The organism is Pseudomonas sp. TNT2022 ID1044, assembly GCF_028656895.1.
Taxonomy (GTDB): Bacteria; Pseudomonadota; Gammaproteobacteria; order Pseudomonadales; family Pseudomonadaceae; genus Aquipseudomonas; species Aquipseudomonas reinekei.
Genome location: NZ_JAMDHB010000003.1, coordinates 1 through 17,377 on the forward strand (window position 1 = coordinate 1; position 17,377 = coordinate 17,377).

Consider the following 17,377-nt stretch of genomic DNA (forward strand, 5'->3'; position numbering starts at 1 on the left):
TCCGGCTTCAATTCAATAACCGTGTTGCACTCAGCTCCTGCAACCGCCGACCATTTTTTGGTAAGTCGTGCTTTTCAGTTTTTCTTTGGGGCGACAGGGGGAGTGCGATGAGAGATTCTACTAAAGCTATTCACAGATTCCGGGCGATAGTTTTTGGCTATACCTTATTCTTCATAGCAGGATACGAATCGCCAACCGATTTTGCCCGCTGGTGTGATCGTTGGTGGCAGTCGCGGCGTCCTTCCTGTGTAGGCCGCAGGAAGCCCAATTCCAAATGGTTCAGTCTATTAGCGGGGGCATGGCCACGAGATCATTGGTGTGCTGAATTAGTAAGTGAATTTCCGGTATTGAAGGACGTCCGGGACAATCCACTTTGGACGGTACTTGTTTGGGAGGACATCCCATCCGATGCGGCGGAAATATTCATTCACCGCGTGCGCATGAACGACGCTCCGCTTTTTCCCTTCAGCGAAAAGATGATGGAGGCCCTGTGCGGTTGCCCCGATTGGACACGGCTGGCTTACCTTGTTGCGCTGCTACGCACGCGCGATCTGCGATACCTGTTGCACCGGCTATGGCTGCGCAAAAACTTTTCCTATTATGTAAAACTCGTGTGCCTGACGAAGCCGTACTGCGCGTGTTACTCAGAACTCTACCGGCATTTGCATGCGCTCTATCTTCACGGTCAGTTAGGTGAAATTGACCAATGGCCAATGGACCTGCAAGCCTTTCAAGAAGCATTGGAGCGTCAGAAGTCATTTAGGAACATGCTGGATGAAAAGAACTGGATCCAGGAGCGGGACACCGCCTTTGGTGTGACGATGCTCTGGCACGTAGCAGCGGATCTCCGATTAGTAGCTTCGCGATTTGCTCAAGGTCAATATGAATGTCCACGAGGGCTGTTACATAGGGTTAAAACGACCCTCAAAAACCACAGTGAGACGTTAATCAAGCTGATTGACTGATGCTGGTTTCAAGTTCGACAGTAATGCTCTCATTGCCAACCGATTAGGCGACGTTTTGACCTGCACTCCGTTTGGCCGTTTAGGTGGAAGGCGGACGAGCTTGCAGATACGGATTCCGGAGGACTGGCCTATTTTCTATTTGGCCCTCATACATTGAAGTCTAGGCAAAACCAATTTTAAAAGCGTCCCGTTACCGACCGAGCGGAGCACTTCCGCACCAGGTCAGAGGTCAAGAGGGTGTTTCAACTTTTAATGAATCGTGTTCAGCTTCTAATGAAGCTCAACGATCATTTCTGGCGGCGAAAATCGCTATCTGCTTGCAGTGCTCCGCCAAAAAAGGCGCATTTACAAATTGGCGCACTTGAGTGGAAGGTGTATGGCTGTTTACACCTGATCATTGGTAATTGAGATCGCTTTCGTGCGATGTGGTAAGATCCGGCGCGTGTTTAAAGGTGGTTAGGCGATGACGGTTTACACAAATACAGCTAACAGGATGGTAGTACTCGACACCGAAACCACCGGCATGCCGGTGACCGACGGCCACCGGATTATCGAAATCGGTTGTGTCGAGTTGATCGGTCGGCGCCTGACCGGTCGGCATTTTCACGTTTACCTGCAACCGGACCGCGAAAGTGACGAAGGCGCCATCGGCGTCCACGGCATCACCAACGAATTTCTGGTAGGTAAACCGCGTTTCGCCGAAGTGGCCGAGGAGTTCTTCGAGTTCATCAAGGGCGCGCAGCTGATCATCCATAACGCGGCGTTCGACGTTGGCTTCATCAACAACGAATTCGCCCTGATGGGTCAACACGAACGTGCTGACATCACGCAGCACTGCTCGATTCTCGATACGCTGATGATGGCCCGGGAACGTCACCCGGGGCAGCGCAACAGCCTCGACGCGTTGTGCAAACGCTATGGCGTCGACAACTCTGGCCGCGAACTCCACGGCGCCTTGCTCGACTCCGAGATTCTCGCCGACGTTTACCTGACCATGACCGGCGGCCAGACCAGCCTGTCCCTGGCCGGTAATGCTTCCGACGGCAATGGTTCCGGTGAGGGCGCGGACAACTCCGCCACGGAAATCCGTCGCCTGCCGGCTGGCCGCACCCCGACCCGGATCATTCGCGCGAGTGAAGATGACCTGGCGCAGCACGTGACGCGCCTGGAAATCATCAGCAAATCCGCTGGCGCTCCGGCGCTGTGGTTGCAGTTGGCCGAGGCGGAAGCTCAGGCGTAACTTCTCGATCTTTTACTTGTTCAATACACCGATGACCCGTTTTGGGGCATCCCACTCGCCACATCCGCTCCAACCCTCTACCCTGAAGTGATTGGCAGGCTCTGGTCTGCCGCCTCAGGACACTGAGTCCCATGTATAAAGATTTGAAATTTCCGGTTCTGATCGTCCATCGCGACATCAAGGCTGACACCGTTGCCGGCGACCGTGTGCGGGGTATCGCCCGGGAGCTGGAGCAAGAAGGATTCAGTATCGTCTCGGCGATGGATTACACCGAAGGGCGTCTGGTGGCTTCTACCCATCACGGCCTTTCGTGCATGTTGATCGCGGCGGAAGACGCCAGCGCCCACTCTCATTTGTTACAGAACATGGCCGAGTTGATCGGATTGGCGCGGGTGCGTGCGCCGGATTTGCCGATCTTCGCCCTCGGCGAGCAAGTGACCCTGGAAAATGCGCCCGCCGACGCGATGGCCGAATTGAATCAGTTGCGCGGCATTCTCTATCTGTTTGAAGACACCGTGCCGTTCCTCGCAAGGCAAGTGGCGCGGGCCGCACGCAAATATCTGGATGGTTTGCTGCCACCGTTCTTCAAAGCCTTGGTGCAACACACCGCCGACTCCAACTATTCCTGGCACACCCCCGGTCACGGGGGTGGCGTGGCCTATCACAAGAGTCCGGTGGGGCAGGCATTCCACCAGTTTTTCGGGGAAAACACCCTGCGCTCGGATTTATCGGTGTCGGTGCCAGAGCTGGGTTCGCTGCTTGATCACACGGGGCCTCTGGCGGAAGCCGAGGCACGGGCGGCGCGCAATTTTGGTGCTGATCACACGTTCTTCGTCATCAATGGCACGTCCACGGCCAACAAGATCGTCTGGCATTCGATGGTCGCCCGCGATGACCTGGTGCTGGTGGACCGCAACTGCCACAAGTCGGTGCTGCATTCGATCATCATGACCGGAGCCATCCCGCTGTACCTGTGCCCGGAGCGTAATGAGTTGGGCATTATCGGCCCGATCCCCCTGAGCGAATTCAGTCCCGAGGCGATTCAGGCCAAGATCGACGCCAACCCGTTGACCAAGGGCCGGGGGCCCAAGGTCAAGCTGGCGGTTGTCACCAATTCGACGTACGACGGCCTCTGCTACAACGCCGAGCTGATCAAGCAGCAACTGGGCAGCAGCGTCGAGGTGTTGCACTTCGACGAGGCCTGGTACGCCTACGCGGCGTTTCATGAATTTTTCAGCGGGCGCTATGGCATGGGCACTTCTCGTGGTAAAGCCAGCCCGCTGGTGTTCACCACCCATTCCACCCATAAACTGCTGGCAGCCTTCAGCCAGGCATCGATGATCCATGTGCAGGACGGCGGTGCGCGGCAGCTGGACCGTGACCGTTTCAACGAAGCGTTCATGATGCACATCTCGACCTCGCCGCAGTACGGCATCATTGCTTCGCTGGATGTCGCCTCGGCGATGATGGAGGGACCCGCCGGGCGTTCGCTGTTGCAGGAAATGTTCGATGAGGCCCTGAGCTTTCGCCGCGCACTGGCCAATTTGCGTCAACACATCGCAGCGGATGACTGGTGGTTTTCCATCTGGCAGCCGCCTTCGGCCGAAGGCATCAATCGTGTGGTCACCGAAGACTGGTTGCTGCAGCCGGACGCTGACTGGCACGGCTTTGGCGGTGTAACGGACGATTACGTATTGCTCGATCCGATCAAGGTCACTCTGGTGATGCCGGGGTTGACGGCCGGTGGCGCGCTTAGTGAGCGTGGCATTCCTGCAGCGGTGGTCAGCAAATTCCTTTGGGAGCGTGGGCTGGTGGTTGAGAAGACCGGGCTGTATTCGTTCCTGGTCCTGTTCTCCATGGGCATCACCAAGGGCAAGTGGAGCACGCTGCTCACCGAGTTGCTGGAGTTCAAGCGCAGCTATGACGCCAACGTCAGTCTGGCCAGTTGCCTGCCATGCGTGGCACAGGAGCATGTCTCGCGATACCAGGGCATGGGGCTGCGTGATTTGTGCGATCAGTTGCATGCCTGTTATCGCAGCAATGCCACGGCCAAGCACCTCAAGCGCATGTATACGGTCATGCCGGAAATCGCCATGAAGCCGGCTGACGCCTATGATCATCTGGTGCGTGGCGAAGTCGAAGCGGTCTCGATCGATGCCCTGGACGGGCGTATCGCTGCCGTGATGCTGGTGCCATATCCACCGGGCATTCCGTTGATCATGCCCGGTGAGCGGTTTACCGACACGACCCGCTCGATCATTGACTACCTGGCGTTTGCTCGTGCGTTCGACAGCAATTTCCCGGGGTTCGTCGCCGATGTGCACGGATTGCAACATGAAGACGTGGGCAATGGGCGGCACTACACCGTCGATTGCATCAAGGAATGAGGACCTTTCCCAGTATGCAACCGGTCATGAATCCGAATCATCCAGGGCTGTCGGTACGTGTTGCCGACGAAGGTTTTGCCGCCTACATCTGGGGCAGCGACTTCAGTTTTGAAGTCGCGGCTTACGGAGCGCCTGAAATAGGGCTTCCGGTGGAGCAATGGCGGGTCACGCCGATCACGCCCTATCGCAAATGCTACGGCATTGATCCCGAAGAGTTCAGCAGTTTTCGCGACGCACCGGACAGCGCAATTTTCATGGCGTTTCTCGACGACGAACCGGTGGGTCACCTGGTGATCAGCACCAATTGGAACGGCTTTGCCCATATCGACGAGTTGGCGGTGCACGCCCCGGCGCGGCGTCATGGTGTGGCCAAGGCGCTGCTGGACGTGGCGCAGTTCTGGAGTCGCAAGAAGAAATTGCCGGGCATCATGCTCGAAACGCAGAACAACAATCTCGGTGCCTGTCGCTTGTACGAGCGCTGCGGCTATGTGATCGGCGGGATCGACCATCTGCGCTATCGCGGCATCGACCCCAATACCGCTGAGGTCGCGCTCTTCTGGTATCGATTGTTCGATAACCCGCTGGAAAACCCGATCAGTTCGCCAGCATCGCCGCGGCTTGTTCCGTAATGATGGCCAATAAGGTCTGGACGGCGGGTGATGGCTCACCGTTCTTCAAGGTCAACGCGTAGAGGCAGATCGGCACGGCGGGGGACAGCGGGCACACATCGAGCCCGACGGATTTGGCGCCGAGAGCGGTGAAAGGGTCGACGATGGCCAGGCCTTCACCGGCCTCGACCATGCTGCGCATCATCTGATGGGTCTGCACGCGGGTCTGGATCACCGGCGCCGGACGCAAACCATGCAGCTTGTTTTCCAGTGCCGGGCTCAGCGGGTCATGGCCTTCGAGGCCGACCATCGCTTGCCCGGCCAGGTCCTGCAATGAAATGTACTTCTGCTTTGGTTGCAGCCAGCCATGGGGGGCGAGCAGTTGCAGTTTGCCTTGAGCAATCACCTGGCAATCAATTTCGGCGCGATCGGGATCGTGCAGGCTCAGGCCCAGATCGCTTTCGCGCAGCAACAGGCTTCTGACGATGTCGCGGGTGGGCTGTGTCAGGAGAGAGCAGGGTGCATCAGGCAGGCGTCGACGCAGGGCCGCAATGCTGTGTGGCAGCAATTGCTGGGCAAGGGGTGGGGTGCAGATGATGCGCAAAGGCGGTGCCAGGTATTGTTTGAGGCTATTGGCCAGGCGTTGCACCGGTTCCAGCGCTTCGTAGATATGAGCGATTTCGGTCTGCAGTTCCCGCGCCTCGCGGGTAGCCTGCAAGCGCCCGCGCACGCTCAAGAACAGCATGAAGCCCAACTGACCCTCGGCGTCGCGCAAAATACCTTCGACCTCGGCCACCGGCAACTGCAGCCATTCAGCGGCGGTGCCCAGGTGACCGGTCTGCAGGAGCGCCTGGATCACTTCGATATGGCGTAAGCGCATGCGTGAAGTCCATGTTCAGCAGGTGAAGGAGTCAGTAGCTGAATCCTAACCCAAGTCCGCGCATATGACTTCTGCTCATAACATCGAGTTATGACGCGACGCTGGTGACCGGCTCACGGGTGATGGTGACGCCCGTTTGCACCAGCATGAATTCATTGTCATCGACCTTGTTGACGCGATCGCCAATGGCCAGTTTGTACGTGGTTGCAGGCCCGGAACCGTCTGCCGACGGGTTGGACTCCTGGAACTCGTGCACCGAATAAATGCGGCCTTCCGCGTCTCTTGCATGGAACTGACCGACGAGTACTGCTGCCATCTGCTTAGAACCTCTGGAGATAAAACGCTTGATTTACGGCTTGGTAGACCGCCATCGAGCCTGGTAAGTTTTGCTGCTCAAAAAAAATAATCAGGACGCAGATATACCTGCGTTTACTGGCTGAACCGTCGTCCGATCATCTATAACTACAGGCTTCCCCAACGGACAATCGAGAGTCTTCCATGAGCAATGTCTATAACGTCGCCGTTGTTGTCGGCAGCCTGCGCAAAGCATCGATCAACCGCAAGATTGCGCTCGCCCTGGCCGATCTGGCGCCGGCCAATCTCAAGCTCACTGTCGTCGAAATCGGCGATCTGCCGCTCTACAACGAAGATATCGATGGTGATTCACCGCCGGCAGCCTACAGCACTTTCCGACAACAAGTGAGCTCATCCGACGCGGTGTTGTTCGTCACTCCGGAATACAACCGTTCTGTGCCGGCGCCGATGAAAAACGCCATCGATGTCGGCTCGCGCCCTTACGGCAAGAGCGCCTGGAGTGGCAAACCGGGCGCGGTGATCAGTGTTTCGCCGGGCGCGATTGGCGGTTTCGGCGCCAACCATCACCTGCGTCAATCCATGGTTTTTCTCAATGTACCGTTGATGCAGCAGCCCGAGGCTTACCTGGGCGGCGCCGGTTCGGCGTTCGATGAGGCGGGCAAGTTGTCGGAATCGGTCAAGCCGTTCCTGCAAAGCTTTATCAATGCATATGGACAATGGGTCGAGCAGCATAAGAAGGCCTGACTGAATCTGAGAGGCGGGGGCTTGATCGCAAGCCCCTTGGCCGCTGCGAAATGCTGCTTTACTGCATATTCGAAATTCCATATATTCACGCCTCGTTTGTTCAGAGGCGTGTTCTTCATGTCCGGCTCCGCACTCGCGCGGCGTTGCTGATCGCACGCGATGGCGGACCCGCCGGTCCGTTGCTGCTGATAATTTCTCCATTCTTTGAAGGCCGCCACGCATGCTCGTAGCGTCACTGATTTTTCTGCTGACCATCACCTTGGTCATCTGGCAGCCCAAGGGGCTCGGCGTTGGTTGGAGCGCGGTACTTGGCGCGGTACTGGCCTTGATTTTTGGCGTGGTGCACCTGAGCGACATTCCACTGGTGTGGCAAATCATCTGGAACGCCACCGGCACGTTTGTTGCCCTGATCATCATCAGCCTGTTGTTGGACGAGGCCGGATTTTTTGCCTGGGCGGCGCTGCACGTGGCCCGTTGGGGCAAAGGCAGCGGACGCAAGTTGTTTGCCTACATGGTGCTGCTCGGGGCGCTGGTGTCGGCATTGTTCGCCAATGACGGTGCGGCGCTGATCCTCACGCCCATTGTGATCTCGATGCTGTTGGCATTGCGTTTTTCCCCGGCGGCGACCCTGGCGTTCGTCATGGGCGCCGGCTTCATCGCCGACACGGCCAGCCTGCCGCTGGTGGTGTCGAACCTGGTGAACATCGTTTCCGCAGACTTCTTCAACATCGGCTTTAACCGTTATGCAGCGGTGATGATCCCGGTCAATCTGGTCAGTGTCGCGGCTACTCTGGCGGTATTGATGTGGTTTTTCCGCCGCGATATCCCTGAAAACTATGACCCTGAGCGGCTGGAGCATCCGGCGTCGGCAATCCACGACAAGGCGACGTTTTACGCCGGTTGGGCGGTGCTGGTGATCCTGTTGCTCGGCTGTTTCGCGCTCGAGCCGCTGGGCATTCCTATCAGTGCGATTTCGGCGGTGTGCGCGGCCTTGCTGCTGGCGATCGCCGCCCGCGGCCACAAGATTTCCACGCGCAAGGTGATAAAAGAAGCGCCGTGGCACATCGTGATTTTCTCGCTGGGCATGTATCTGGTGGTCTATGGCCTGCGCAACGCAGGGCTCACCGGCTACCTGGCAAGCTGGCTCAATGGTTTTGCCGAATACGGGATATGGGGTGCGGCGCTGGGCACGGGGGTGTTGACCGCATTTCTGTCGTCGATCATGAACAATATGCCGACGGTGCTGATCGGGCTGCTGTCCATCGATGCCAGCCAGGCGACCGGTGTGGTCAAGGAAGCGATGATCTACGCCAACGTTATCGGCAGTGACCTGGGACCGAAAATCACGCCGATCGGCAGTCTGGCGACGTTGCTGTGGTTGCATGTGCTGGAGCGCAAAAACATTCAGATCGGCTGGGGGTATTACTTCAAGGTCGGGATCGTGTTGACGATGCCAGTGTTGTTGGTGACGTTGGCGGCGCTGGCTTTGCGGTTGTCTCTTTAAACCGCGTCGGCCTTATCGCGAGCGGGCTCCCACAGGGGAACGCATTTCAAATGTGGGAGCGAGCCTGCTCGCGATAGCGGTAGTCCAGACAACGGTGCTCAACCTTGCCCCGGCACATTCGGCCAAAAATCCGAGACCAGAAACAGTCGCTCGGCTTCTTCCCAGTCGCCTCTGGTATTTTCCGTCAAGCGCACCAGCAATTGCGCCGGTGCCAACGGGTCGAGGTCACTCAGCCACGCGCTCAGTTGCCCGGCGTTCCAGGTGTGTTCCACCGTGTAATGCGCCGGTGCCAGCCAGGCGTGGCGGGGAAGGGGTTGCCAGCGCCCCGGCGGGCTCTGCTCGACAAAGTCAGACCAATCCTTTTGATGCAACCAGCGACCGCGCAGGTGTTGTGGATGCGCACCGCTTGGCGCCGCCGCTTGCCCCGGCCATGGATAAAGCAAATAACCGCCCAGCCACAGGTGCGCACTGAACTCGCGAATGTCCAGCGCTGCCAGCACTTCGCGGCTTTCGGGGCGTGCGGATATCGGCAGTTGATGCTGGCTCAAATGCGCCAGTTTGCGGTCTAGTCGATCGTGGCAGCCAGGGCCGAGCCATTGCGCAGTGTCGTCTCCATCACCGGATTGCGGGCCGAGATACAGCTTGATCGCCAGCTCCAGGTGATGCACGCCGTCGCGGTCACGCAGCAGCATATCCAGTTCGCCCAGTGTGTGGCCTTCGCGGCGGATCGGCAGGTTGGCGGCGATCAGTTCGATGCCGGGTGCATGCTCCACGGCAAATTGCCAGAGACGCTCGTAGTACAAGCCAAGACGGCGGGTGCGGGCCTGGGCCAGCCAATGCAGCAAGCCGTAGCTGTCCTGATCCAGCCGGCGCAGCCATTGTTCCAGACGCTCCGGAGCCTGTACCCAGTCGCTGCCGGCCAGTGGGTGACGCTGCGGCCACGGTGTGTCGGCGAGCATCGGCGGCGCGAGGATGACCCACGCCAGGTCGCGCACTTCGGGGTGGCGCAACTGGTGGGGTAACGGGAGCAAGTCTGGAAATAGGATCATCTTGCGAGCATAGCCCGAAACACGAGCGCACCCTTGAGGCTGAAAGGATTTTGTCTATCAGCGGCTTTCGCCCATAATCGTGTTTTTCGTCGCCGCACAGATTCCCAGCAGGAGCCCCATGGAGCAATTTCGCAATATCGGCATCATCGGTCGCCTGGGCAGTTCCCAGGTGCTGGATACCGTCCGCCGACTGAAACGGTTTCTGCTCGATCGTCACCTGCACGTGATCCTCGAAGACACCATCGCCGAAGTCCTGCCGGGCCACGGCCTGCAAACCTCGTCGCGCAAGATGCTCGGCGAAGTCTGTGACATGGTGATTGTGGTCGGCGGTGACGGCAGCCTGCTCGGCGCCGCCCGTGCGCTGGCCAAACACAATATTCCAGTGCTCGGCATCAACCGTGGCAGCCTGGGCTTCCTGACCGATATCCGCCCTGACGAGCTGGAAATCAAGGTCGCCGAGGTGCTCGACGGCCACTATCTGGTGGAAAACCGCTTCCTGTTGCAGGCTGAAGTCCGTCGCCATGCCGAGGCCATTGGCCAGGGCGATGCGCTGAACGACGTGGTCCTGCACCCCGGTAAATCCACGCGGATGATCGAGTTCGAGCTGTACATCGACGGCCAGTTCGTTTGCAGCCAGAAGGCCGATGGCCTGATCGTCGCCACCCCGACCGGTTCGACCGCCTATGCGTTGTCCGCCGGCGGGCCGATCATGCACCCCAAGCTCGACGCCATTGTAATCGTGCCGATGTACCCCCATACCTTATCGGGCCGGCCAATTGTGGTCGATGGCAACAGTGAGCTGAAAATCGTCGTGTCCAAGGATATGCAGATTTACCCGCAAGTCTCGTGTGACGGGCAGAACCACTTTACCTGTGCGCCCGGCGACACCATCACCGTCAGCAAGAAAGCCCAGAAGCTGCGGTTGATCCATCCGCTCGACCACAACTACTACGAAGTCTGTCGGACCAAGCTCGGCTGGGGCAGCAAGTTGGGTGGTGGAGGCGACTGATGCTCGATCCCGCGCGTAGCTACGACCTGATCGGTGACGTGCACGGTTGCGCAATGACCCTTGAGCATTTGCTCGACCGGCTCGGTTATCACAAACAAGGTGGCGTCTGGCGCCATGCTTCGCGCATGGCGGTGTTCGTCGGCGACATCATCGACCGTGGCCCGCGGATTCGCGAGGCGCTGCACATTGTCCACGACATGGTCGAAGCCGGTCAGGCGCTGTGCATCATGGGTAACCACGAGTTCAACGCGCTGGGCTGGGTGACTCCGGCGCTGCCCGGCAGTGGCAAGCAATTTGTGCGCGAACACACGCCGCGCCACGCTCGTCTGTTGCATGAAACCCTGACTCAATTTGAACAGCATCCAGGCGACTGGCATGACTTCCAGCAGTGGTTCTACGAGCTGCCGCTGTTTGTCGATGCCGGGCGTTTCCGGGTGGTGCATGCCTGTTGGGATGCCGGCCTGATCGAACCGCTGCGCGCATTGTTTCCTGACGGCTGCATAGACGAACACTTCCTCCAGGCTTCGGCGGAGCCGGGCTCGTTTGCCTGTACCGTGTTCGACCGTCTGCTGCGCGGCACCGACATGCGCTTGCCTGATGGCCTGACCATGACCAGCGGCGATGGCCTGGTGCGGTCGTTCTTCCGCACCAAGTTCTGGGAAGACGACCCGCAAACCTACGGCGATATCGTCTTCCAGCCTGACGCCTTGCCGGACCCGGTGGCCCGTAAGCCGCTGTCGTCCACCGAGAAAAACATGTTGCTGCGCTACGGCAGCGACGAGCCACTGCTGTTCGTCGGTCATTACTGGCGCAGCGGCAAACCGGCGCCGATCCGCTCCAACCTGGCGTGCCTGGATTACAGCGCCGTGCTCTACGGCAAACTGGTCGCTTATCGCCTGGACCAGGAAACGCGGCTCGACCCGCATAAATTCGTCTGGGTCGATGTCGAGCGGCCTGAGGTTTTGCAATGAAAGAGATGCTGCAATGAGTTCGGTAGCAGTTTTGCGACTGCCCCTGGCGGTGGATCTGAGCGGGTTCGTCAAATTGCTGCAACGCATGCAGGTGCCACATCGGGTCAGCGAAGAGTCCGGTGAGCAAGTGTTGTGGGTGCCGCAGAACATCAGTGACGACGTCCTTGCGCTTTATGAACGTTTCCCGGCGGGCGACCCCGATCAGCAACTGGATATTCCGCTGGCGCAGACCCGCAATCGACCGGGTTTCGTCGAGCAGGTGCGCTATGCGAAAGCCACGGCGCTGGTGCTGATCCTGAGTTTGATCGTCGGTGCGCTGACGATGCTCGGCGACAACCTCAATACGATGCGCTGGCTGACGTTCCTCGATTTCCGCATCGTCGGCGAATACATCCACTTCGTACCGCTGGCTGACAGCCTCGCGGCGGGGCAGTGGTGGCGGCTGGTGACGCCGATGCTGATCCACTTTGGCATTCTCCACCTGGCCATGAATGGCATGTGGTACTGGGAATTGGGACGGCGCATCGAGTCGCGCCAGGGCAGCATCAATCTGATCGGCCTGACCCTGCTGTTCAGCCTCGTCTCCAACTACATCCAGTATTTTTTCAGCGGCCCGAGCCTGTTTGGCGGGCTGTCCGGGGTGCTCTACGGCTTGCTCGGGCATTGCTGGATCTTCCAGTTACTGGCGCCGAACCCCGCCTATCGTCTGCCTCGAGGCGTGCTGGTGATGATGCTGGTGTGGCTGCTGCTGTGCCTGTCCGGGCTGGTCTCGATGATCGGCTTCGGCGAAATCGCCAACGCGGCCCACGTCAGCGGGTTACTCATCGGATGCTTCACCGGTTTGTTGGGCGGTTTGTATAACCGCCGTAAACTGGCCGCCTAATTCAGAACATGCATTAAAGAGACGGAGACCCAATGTCCTCTTTTAACGAAATGATCAAGAACATCACCCCGGACATCTACCAGAACCTGAAACTGGCGGTTGAAATCGGTAAATGGTCCGACGGTGGCAAACTCACCGCCGAGCAACGTGAACTGTCGCTGCAAGCGATGATCGCCTGGGAAATCCAGAACCTGCCCGAGGAAGAGCGGACTGGCTACATGGGCCCGCAAGAATGCAGCTCCAAGTCGATCCAGGTGCCGAATATCCTGTTCAAGTCGGATGCCATCCATTGATTGAGATTGGCCGCGGTGCAATCAGTAAAATGTCGGCGCGCCTGGACGGGCCGAACGTGCAGTACGCCTTTCGTCTGGGCGACGTCGAGGTTCCGGTCAACCCGTTGATCGGCACCACGGTGCGCCTGGAGTACCTGGGGGCGATCCATTGCACCCATTGCGGACGCAAGACCAAAACCAGTTTCAGCCAGGGTTACTGCTACCCGTGCATGACCAGACTGGCCCAGTGTGACGTGTGCATCATGAGCCCGGAACGCTGCCATTACGACGCCGGCACCTGCCGGGAGCCGGAGTGGGGCGAGACGTTCTGCATGACCGACCACATCGTCTACCTGTCGAATTCATCCGGGGTCAAGGTCGGGATCACCCGTGCCACCCAGTTGCCGACCCGCTGGATCGACCAGGGCGCCAGTCAGGCATTGCCGATCATGCGCGTCGCGACCCGCCAGCAATCTGGCTTCGTCGAAGACCTGTTCCGCAGCCAGGTCGCCGACAAGACCAACTGGCGTGCCTTGCTCAAGGGCGATGCAGTGTCGGTGGATCTGCCGCAGATCCGTGACCAGTTGTTCGACAGCTGCGCCGAGGGCCTGCAAGGATTGCAGGAACGATTCGGCCTGCAAGCGATCCAGACGATTGCCGACGTCGATCCGCTCGAAATCCGCTTTCCGGTCGAGCAGTATCCGGCGAAAATCGTCAGCTTCAACCTGGACAAGAATCCGATTGCCGAAGGCACGCTAATGGGGATCAAGGGCCAATACCTGATTTTCGATACCGGCGTGATCAACATTCGTAAGTACACGGCCTACCAGCTCGCCGTGCATAGTTAAGGACTCCAGCATGCGCACCGAACAACCGAAGATGATCTACCTCAAGGACTATCAGGCGCCTGAGTACCTGATCGACGAAACGCACCTGACCTTCGAGTTGTTCGAGGACCACAGCCTGGTCCATGCGCAACTGGTGATGCGCCGTAACCCCGAGCGCGGCCCGGATTTGCCGCCGCTGGTGCTGGATGGCCAGCAGCTTGAGCTGTTGTCGGTCACGCTGGCCGATCAGGAACTGACTGCAGCGCAGTATCAGTTGACCGAGAACCACCTGACCCTGCACCCGACCAGCGCTACCTTCACGGTCGATACCAGCGTCAAGATCCACCCGGAAACCAACACCGCGCTGGAAGGCCTGTACAAGTCCGGCACGATGTTCTGCACCCAGTGCGAAGCCGAAGGCTTCCGCAAGATCACCTATTACCTCGACCGTCCGGACGTGATGAGCAAGTTCACCACCACCGTGGTGGCCGAGCAGCACAGCTATCCGGTGCTGTTGTCCAACGGCAACCCGATTGCCAGCGGCCCCGGCGAAGATGGCCGGCACTGGGCGACCTGGGAAGACCCGTTCATGAAACCGGCGTACCTGTTCGCGCTGGTGGCCGGTGATTTGTGGTGCGTTGAAGACACCTTTACCACCATGACCGAGCGCACCGTGGCGCTGCGCATTTATGTCGAGCCGGAAAACATCGACAAATGCCAGCACGCGATGAACAGCCTGAAGAAATCCATGCGCTGGGACGAAGAGGTCTACGGTCGCGAATACGATCTGGACATCTTCATGATCGTCGCCGTGAACGACTTCAACATGGGCGCGATGGAGAACAAGGGCCTCAACATCTTCAACTCCAGCGCCGTACTGGCCCGCGCCGAAACCGCCACCGACGCCGCGCACCAGCGGGTCGAGGCGATCGTCGCCCACGAATATTTCCACAACTGGTCGGGCAACCGCGTGACCTGCCGCGACTGGTTCCAGTTGTCGCTCAAGGAAGGTTTCACCGTTTTCCGCGACTCACATTTCTCCGCCGACATGAACTCGGCGACGGTCAAGCGCATCCAGGATGTCGCTTACCTGCGTACCCACCAGTTCGCCGAAGACGCCGGCCCGATGGCCCACGCCGTGCGCCCGGACAGCTTCATCGAGATTTCCAACTTCTACACCCTGACCGTATACGAAAAGGGCTCGGAAGTGGTCGGCATGATCCACACCTTGCTCGGCGCTGAAGGCTTCCGCAGGGGCAGTGACCTGTACTTCGAACGCCACGACGGCCAGGCCGTGACCTGTGATGACTTCATCAAGGCCATGGAAGATGCCAACGGCGTCGACCTGACCCAGTTCAAGCGCTGGTACAGCCAGGCCGGCACGCCGCGTTTGGCGGTGAGCGAGTCTTACGACGCCGCGGCTAAAACCTACAGCCTGACGTTCCGCCAGAGCTGCCCGGAAACCCCGGACAAGGTTGAAAAACTGCCGTTCGTGATTCCGGTCGAACTTGGCCTGCTGGACAGCAAGGGCGTTGAAATTGCCCTGCGTCTGGCCGGTGAAGCGTCGGCGCAAGGCACGTCCCGCGTGATCTCAGTGACCGAGGCCGAGCAAACGTTCACCTTCATCGACATCGCTGAACAGCCGCTGCCATCGCTGCTGCGTGGTTTCTCGGCGCCGGTGAAACTGACCTTCCCGTACAACCGCGATCAGCTGATGTTCCTGATGCAGCACGACAGCGACGGCTTCAACCGCTGGGATGCCGGGCAGCAATTGTCGGTGCAGGTGCTGCAGGAATTGATCGCCCAGCAGCAGAAGGGCGAAACGCTGGTGCTGGATCAGCGTCTGGTGTCGGCCTTGCGCTCTGTGCTGTCCGATGAATCGCTGGATCAGGCGATGGTCGCCGAAATGCTCTCGCTGCCAAGCGAAGCGTACTTGACCGAAATCAGCGAAGTGGCCGATGTCGACGCCATTCACACCGCCCGCGAGTTTGCCCGCAAGCAACTGGCGGACGCGTTGTTCGAAGGTTTGTGGCTGCGTTATCAAGCCAACCGCGACCTGTCGAAGCAAACGCCGTACGTGGCCGAAGCCGAGCATTTCGCCCGTCGTGCATTGCAGAACATTGCGCTGTCGTACCTCATGCTCAGCGGCAAGCCGGAAGTATTGGCGGCGACGCTGGAGCAGTTCGATACGTGCGACAACATGACCGAGCGCCTGACTGCGCTCGCGGTGTTGGTCAACTCGCCCTTCGAAGAGCAGAAAGCCAAGGCGCTGGCGAGCTTCGCCGAGCACTTCAAGGATAACCCGCTGGTCATGGACCAGTGGTTCAGCGTCCAGGCCGGCAGTGTCTTGCCGGGTGGGCTGGAGCGGGTCAAGGCGTTGATGCAGCACCCGGCGTTCAACATCAAGAACCCGAACAAGGTGCGGGCGCTGGTCGGTGCGTTTGCCGGGCAGAACCTGATCAACTTCCATGCGGCGGATGGCTCCGGGTATCGCTTCCTGGCGGATCTGGTGATTGAGCTGAACGGCTTCAATCCGCAGATTGCTTCGCGTCAGTTGGCGCCTTTGACTCGCTGGCGCAAGTATGACGATGCTCGTCAGGCTTTGATGAAAGGGGAGTTGGAGCGGATTCGGGGTTCGGGGCAGTTGTCCAGTGATGTGTTTGAGGTGGTCAGCAAGAGTTTGGCTTGATCTTGGCTCTTTTGGACTTGGCGGCCGCTGGGCCGACCAAGGCCTTGGCTGACTGAGTACATATCCTTTGCTTCGGTAACGGCAGCTTAGGGTTTCGCCCTTACGGCGACTCACTTTTTTACAAGCGCCTAAAAAAGTAAGCAAAAAACGCTCGCCCCTTGCGTACGGCCCCTCGCTAAGGCTCGGGGTCCCTTCGTTCCTGCATTCATCCGGGGGCATCGCCTCCGGTTGGCTGCGCTTCAACCTCCTCTCGATGTGTGCGGCTTCGCCGCACGGCGCTGCGCGCCCCCCCCCCGGATAAACGCCTCCACTCAGCCTGCCGAGGGGGCGGGTAAATCAAAAGGGCCGAGGCGGCCTACCGGCCGGCCTGTTTGTTTTGGTGGTCTGCATTCCAACCTGTAGGAGCCGGCTCCTACAGGGGGAGATGCGCACGAACCAGATAAACAGGCCGGCCGGTAGGCCGCCTCGCGGTGCTGTGGCGGTACTCGCCCCCTCGTGAGGCCGAGTGGAGGTTCTGCGCAGTGGGCAACCCGGCATGGATGCCGGGTTAGCCGCCCCCGGCCATGGATGGCCGATGGCGGCGGGCCCACGGAGCAGGACCGGAGCGAGGGCATGCCGAGCCACAGCGAGGCACCGAACGAAAGGGGCAAGAGCGCTTTGGTTACTTTCGCGCTTTTCGAAAGTGACCCGCTGTAAGAGCGGAACCCTAGGTAGCCGTTACCGAAGAAACGGATATGTACCCAGCCCCCAGCCCCCAGCCCCCAGCCCCCAGCCCCCAGCCCCCAGACCCCCAGACCCCAGCCCACCTCAACCCCAATCACCCCACCTGATACCCAACCATTCAGAAAAAACAAACTCCCCCCCGGTTAACAAAAGATAACGAGCCGTCGATTGTCAGCCCTTCAAAAACACCGATAGGATAAGCCAGCTTCCGAAGGGGCTCTGGATTGCGGGTTTCATGACTATGCTCTGAAACAGTCATCCCGATCAGCACCCTTACGGCGCCCAGAAAGGTTGAATGACCTAACAATAAT

General features: G+C 59.2%; 15 protein-coding genes. 12 read left to right on the top strand and 3 right to left on the bottom strand.

What is annotated here, in order from left to right:
• From M5G20_RS04870 to M5G20_RS04885, 4 genes are all read left to right on the top strand, one after another.
• Positions 1–965: hypothetical protein (locus M5G20_RS04870; RefSeq protein WP_273918177.1), on the top strand; the 965-nt coding region annotated here is incomplete at its 5' end.
• A 463-nt stretch (positions 966–1,428) separates the two neighbouring features.
• A complete protein-coding gene (gene dnaQ / locus M5G20_RS04875) occupies positions 1,429–2,205 on the top strand; it encodes a DNA polymerase III subunit epsilon (RefSeq protein ID WP_443218288.1) in 777 nt (258 codons plus the stop codon).
• Between the two features lie 131 nt (positions 2,206–2,336).
• The gene (locus M5G20_RS04880) at positions 2,337–4,592 is read left to right on the top strand and encodes an arginine/lysine/ornithine decarboxylase (RefSeq protein WP_273918179.1); all 2,256 of its coding nucleotides are present in this window, start codon (positions 2,337–2,339) and stop codon (positions 4,590–4,592) included.
• Positions 4,593–4,606: 14 nt separating this feature from the next.
• Positions 4,607–5,221, top strand: a complete 615-nt coding sequence (locus tag M5G20_RS04885) for a GNAT family N-acetyltransferase (RefSeq protein WP_273918180.1) — start codon at positions 4,607–4,609, stop codon at positions 5,219–5,221.
• Here M5G20_RS04885 and M5G20_RS04890 read toward each other — a convergent pair.
• Together M5G20_RS04890 and M5G20_RS04895 are read right to left on the bottom strand one after the other, a co-directional pair.
• Positions 5,187–6,080 (bottom strand): LysR substrate-binding domain-containing protein, encoded by an 894-nt coding sequence (locus M5G20_RS04890; protein WP_273918181.1) that lies wholly within the window; start codon positions 6,078–6,080, stop codon positions 5,187–5,189. The genes M5G20_RS04885 and M5G20_RS04890 overlap by 35 nt on opposite strands.
• An 88-nt stretch (positions 6,081–6,168) precedes the next feature.
• Positions 6,169–6,396: a hypothetical protein gene (locus M5G20_RS04895; protein ID WP_150734360.1), complete on the bottom strand. Its 228-nt coding sequence runs from the start codon at positions 6,394–6,396 to the stop codon at positions 6,169–6,171.
• A 182-nt stretch (positions 6,397–6,578) separates the two neighbouring features.
• Between M5G20_RS04895 and M5G20_RS04900 the strand changes: the two genes are divergently transcribed.
• On the top strand, positions 6,579–7,139 hold the full coding sequence (locus tag M5G20_RS04900) for an NADPH-dependent FMN reductase (RefSeq protein WP_150734359.1): 561 nt from the start codon (positions 6,579–6,581) through the stop codon (positions 7,137–7,139).
• 220 nt (positions 7,140–7,359) lie between these two features.
• Positions 7,360–8,643, top strand: a complete 1,284-nt coding sequence (locus tag M5G20_RS04905) for an arsenic transporter (protein WP_273918182.1) — start codon at positions 7,360–7,362, stop codon at positions 8,641–8,643.
• A 98-nt stretch (positions 8,644–8,741) separates the two neighbouring features.
• On the opposite strand, the gene M5G20_RS04910 is transcribed toward M5G20_RS04905, so the two are convergent.
• Complete coding sequence (locus M5G20_RS04910; protein WP_273918183.1) at positions 8,742–9,692, bottom strand: DUF1853 family protein; 951 nt, start codon at positions 9,690–9,692, stop codon at positions 8,742–8,744.
• Between the two features lie 118 nt (positions 9,693–9,810).
• Here M5G20_RS04910 and M5G20_RS04915 point away from each other — a divergent pair, with 118 nt between their 5' ends.
• The 6 genes from M5G20_RS04915 to pepN are packed head-to-tail and all read left to right on the top strand — an operon-like array spanning position 9,811 to position 16,343.
• Positions 9,811–10,701, top strand: a complete 891-nt coding sequence (locus M5G20_RS04915) for an NAD(+) kinase (RefSeq protein WP_011333623.1) — start codon at positions 9,811–9,813, stop codon at positions 10,699–10,701.
• Positions 10,701–11,672 carry a metallophosphoesterase gene (locus M5G20_RS04920; protein ID WP_150734355.1) on the top strand — a complete coding sequence of 324 codons (972 nt, stop codon included), beginning with the start codon at positions 10,701–10,703 and terminating at the stop codon, positions 11,670–11,672. Before M5G20_RS04915 ends, M5G20_RS04920 begins: the two co-directional genes overlap by 1 nt.
• A gap of 13 nt (positions 11,673–11,685) precedes the next feature.
• Complete coding sequence (locus M5G20_RS04925) at positions 11,686–12,555, top strand: rhomboid family intramembrane serine protease (protein ID WP_273918184.1); 870 nt, start codon at positions 11,686–11,688, stop codon at positions 12,553–12,555.
• A 32-nt stretch (positions 12,556–12,587) separates the two neighbouring features.
• Complete coding sequence (locus tag M5G20_RS04930; protein ID WP_273918185.1) at positions 12,588–12,848, top strand: YeaC family protein; 261 nt, start codon at positions 12,588–12,590, stop codon at positions 12,846–12,848.
• Positions 12,845–13,675, top strand: coding sequence for a DUF2797 domain-containing protein (locus M5G20_RS04935; protein ID WP_273918186.1), 831 nt, complete (start codon positions 12,845–12,847; stop codon positions 13,673–13,675). The genes M5G20_RS04930 and M5G20_RS04935 overlap by 4 nt, the downstream gene beginning before the upstream one ends.
• A 10-nt stretch (positions 13,676–13,685) precedes the next feature.
• Complete coding sequence (gene pepN / locus M5G20_RS04940) at positions 13,686–16,343, top strand: aminopeptidase N (RefSeq protein ID WP_273918187.1); 2,658 nt, start codon at positions 13,686–13,688, stop codon at positions 16,341–16,343.
• Positions 16,344–17,377: the final 1,034 nt, after the last annotated feature.

Excerpts from the sequence above, each read along its gene's own strand:
- M5G20_RS04890 (WP_273918181.1), bottom strand. The coding sequence starts at position 6,080 with ATGCGCTTACGCCATATCGAAGTGATCCAGGCGCTCCTGCAGACCGGT.
- M5G20_RS04915 (WP_011333623.1), top strand. The coding sequence starts at position 9,811 with ATGGAGCAATTTCGCAATATCGGCATCATCGGTCGCCTGGGCAGTTCC.
- M5G20_RS04920 (WP_150734355.1), top strand. The coding sequence starts at position 10,701 with ATGCTCGATCCCGCGCGTAGCTACGACCTGATCGGTGACGTGCACGGT.
- M5G20_RS04880 (WP_273918179.1), top strand. The coding sequence starts at position 2,337 with ATGTATAAAGATTTGAAATTTCCGGTTCTGATCGTCCATCGCGACATC.
- M5G20_RS04885 (WP_273918180.1), top strand. The coding sequence starts at position 4,607 with ATGCAACCGGTCATGAATCCGAATCATCCAGGGCTGTCGGTACGTGTT.
- M5G20_RS04930 (WP_273918185.1), top strand. The coding sequence starts at position 12,588 with ATGTCCTCTTTTAACGAAATGATCAAGAACATCACCCCGGACATCTAC.
- M5G20_RS04905 (WP_273918182.1), top strand. The coding sequence starts at position 7,360 with ATGCTCGTAGCGTCACTGATTTTTCTGCTGACCATCACCTTGGTCATC.
- M5G20_RS04895 (WP_150734360.1), bottom strand. The coding sequence starts at position 6,396 with ATGGCAGCAGTACTCGTCGGTCAGTTCCATGCAAGAGACGCGGAAGGC.
- M5G20_RS04925 (WP_273918184.1), top strand. The coding sequence starts at position 11,686 with ATGAGTTCGGTAGCAGTTTTGCGACTGCCCCTGGCGGTGGATCTGAGC.
- M5G20_RS04910 (WP_273918183.1), bottom strand. The coding sequence starts at position 9,692 with ATGATCCTATTTCCAGACTTGCTCCCGTTACCCCACCAGTTGCGCCAC.
- M5G20_RS04900 (WP_150734359.1), top strand. The coding sequence starts at position 6,579 with ATGAGCAATGTCTATAACGTCGCCGTTGTTGTCGGCAGCCTGCGCAAA.
- dnaQ (WP_443218288.1), top strand. The coding sequence starts at position 1,429 with ATGACGGTTTACACAAATACAGCTAACAGGATGGTAGTACTCGACACC.
- pepN (WP_273918187.1), top strand. The coding sequence starts at position 13,686 with ATGCGCACCGAACAACCGAAGATGATCTACCTCAAGGACTATCAGGCG.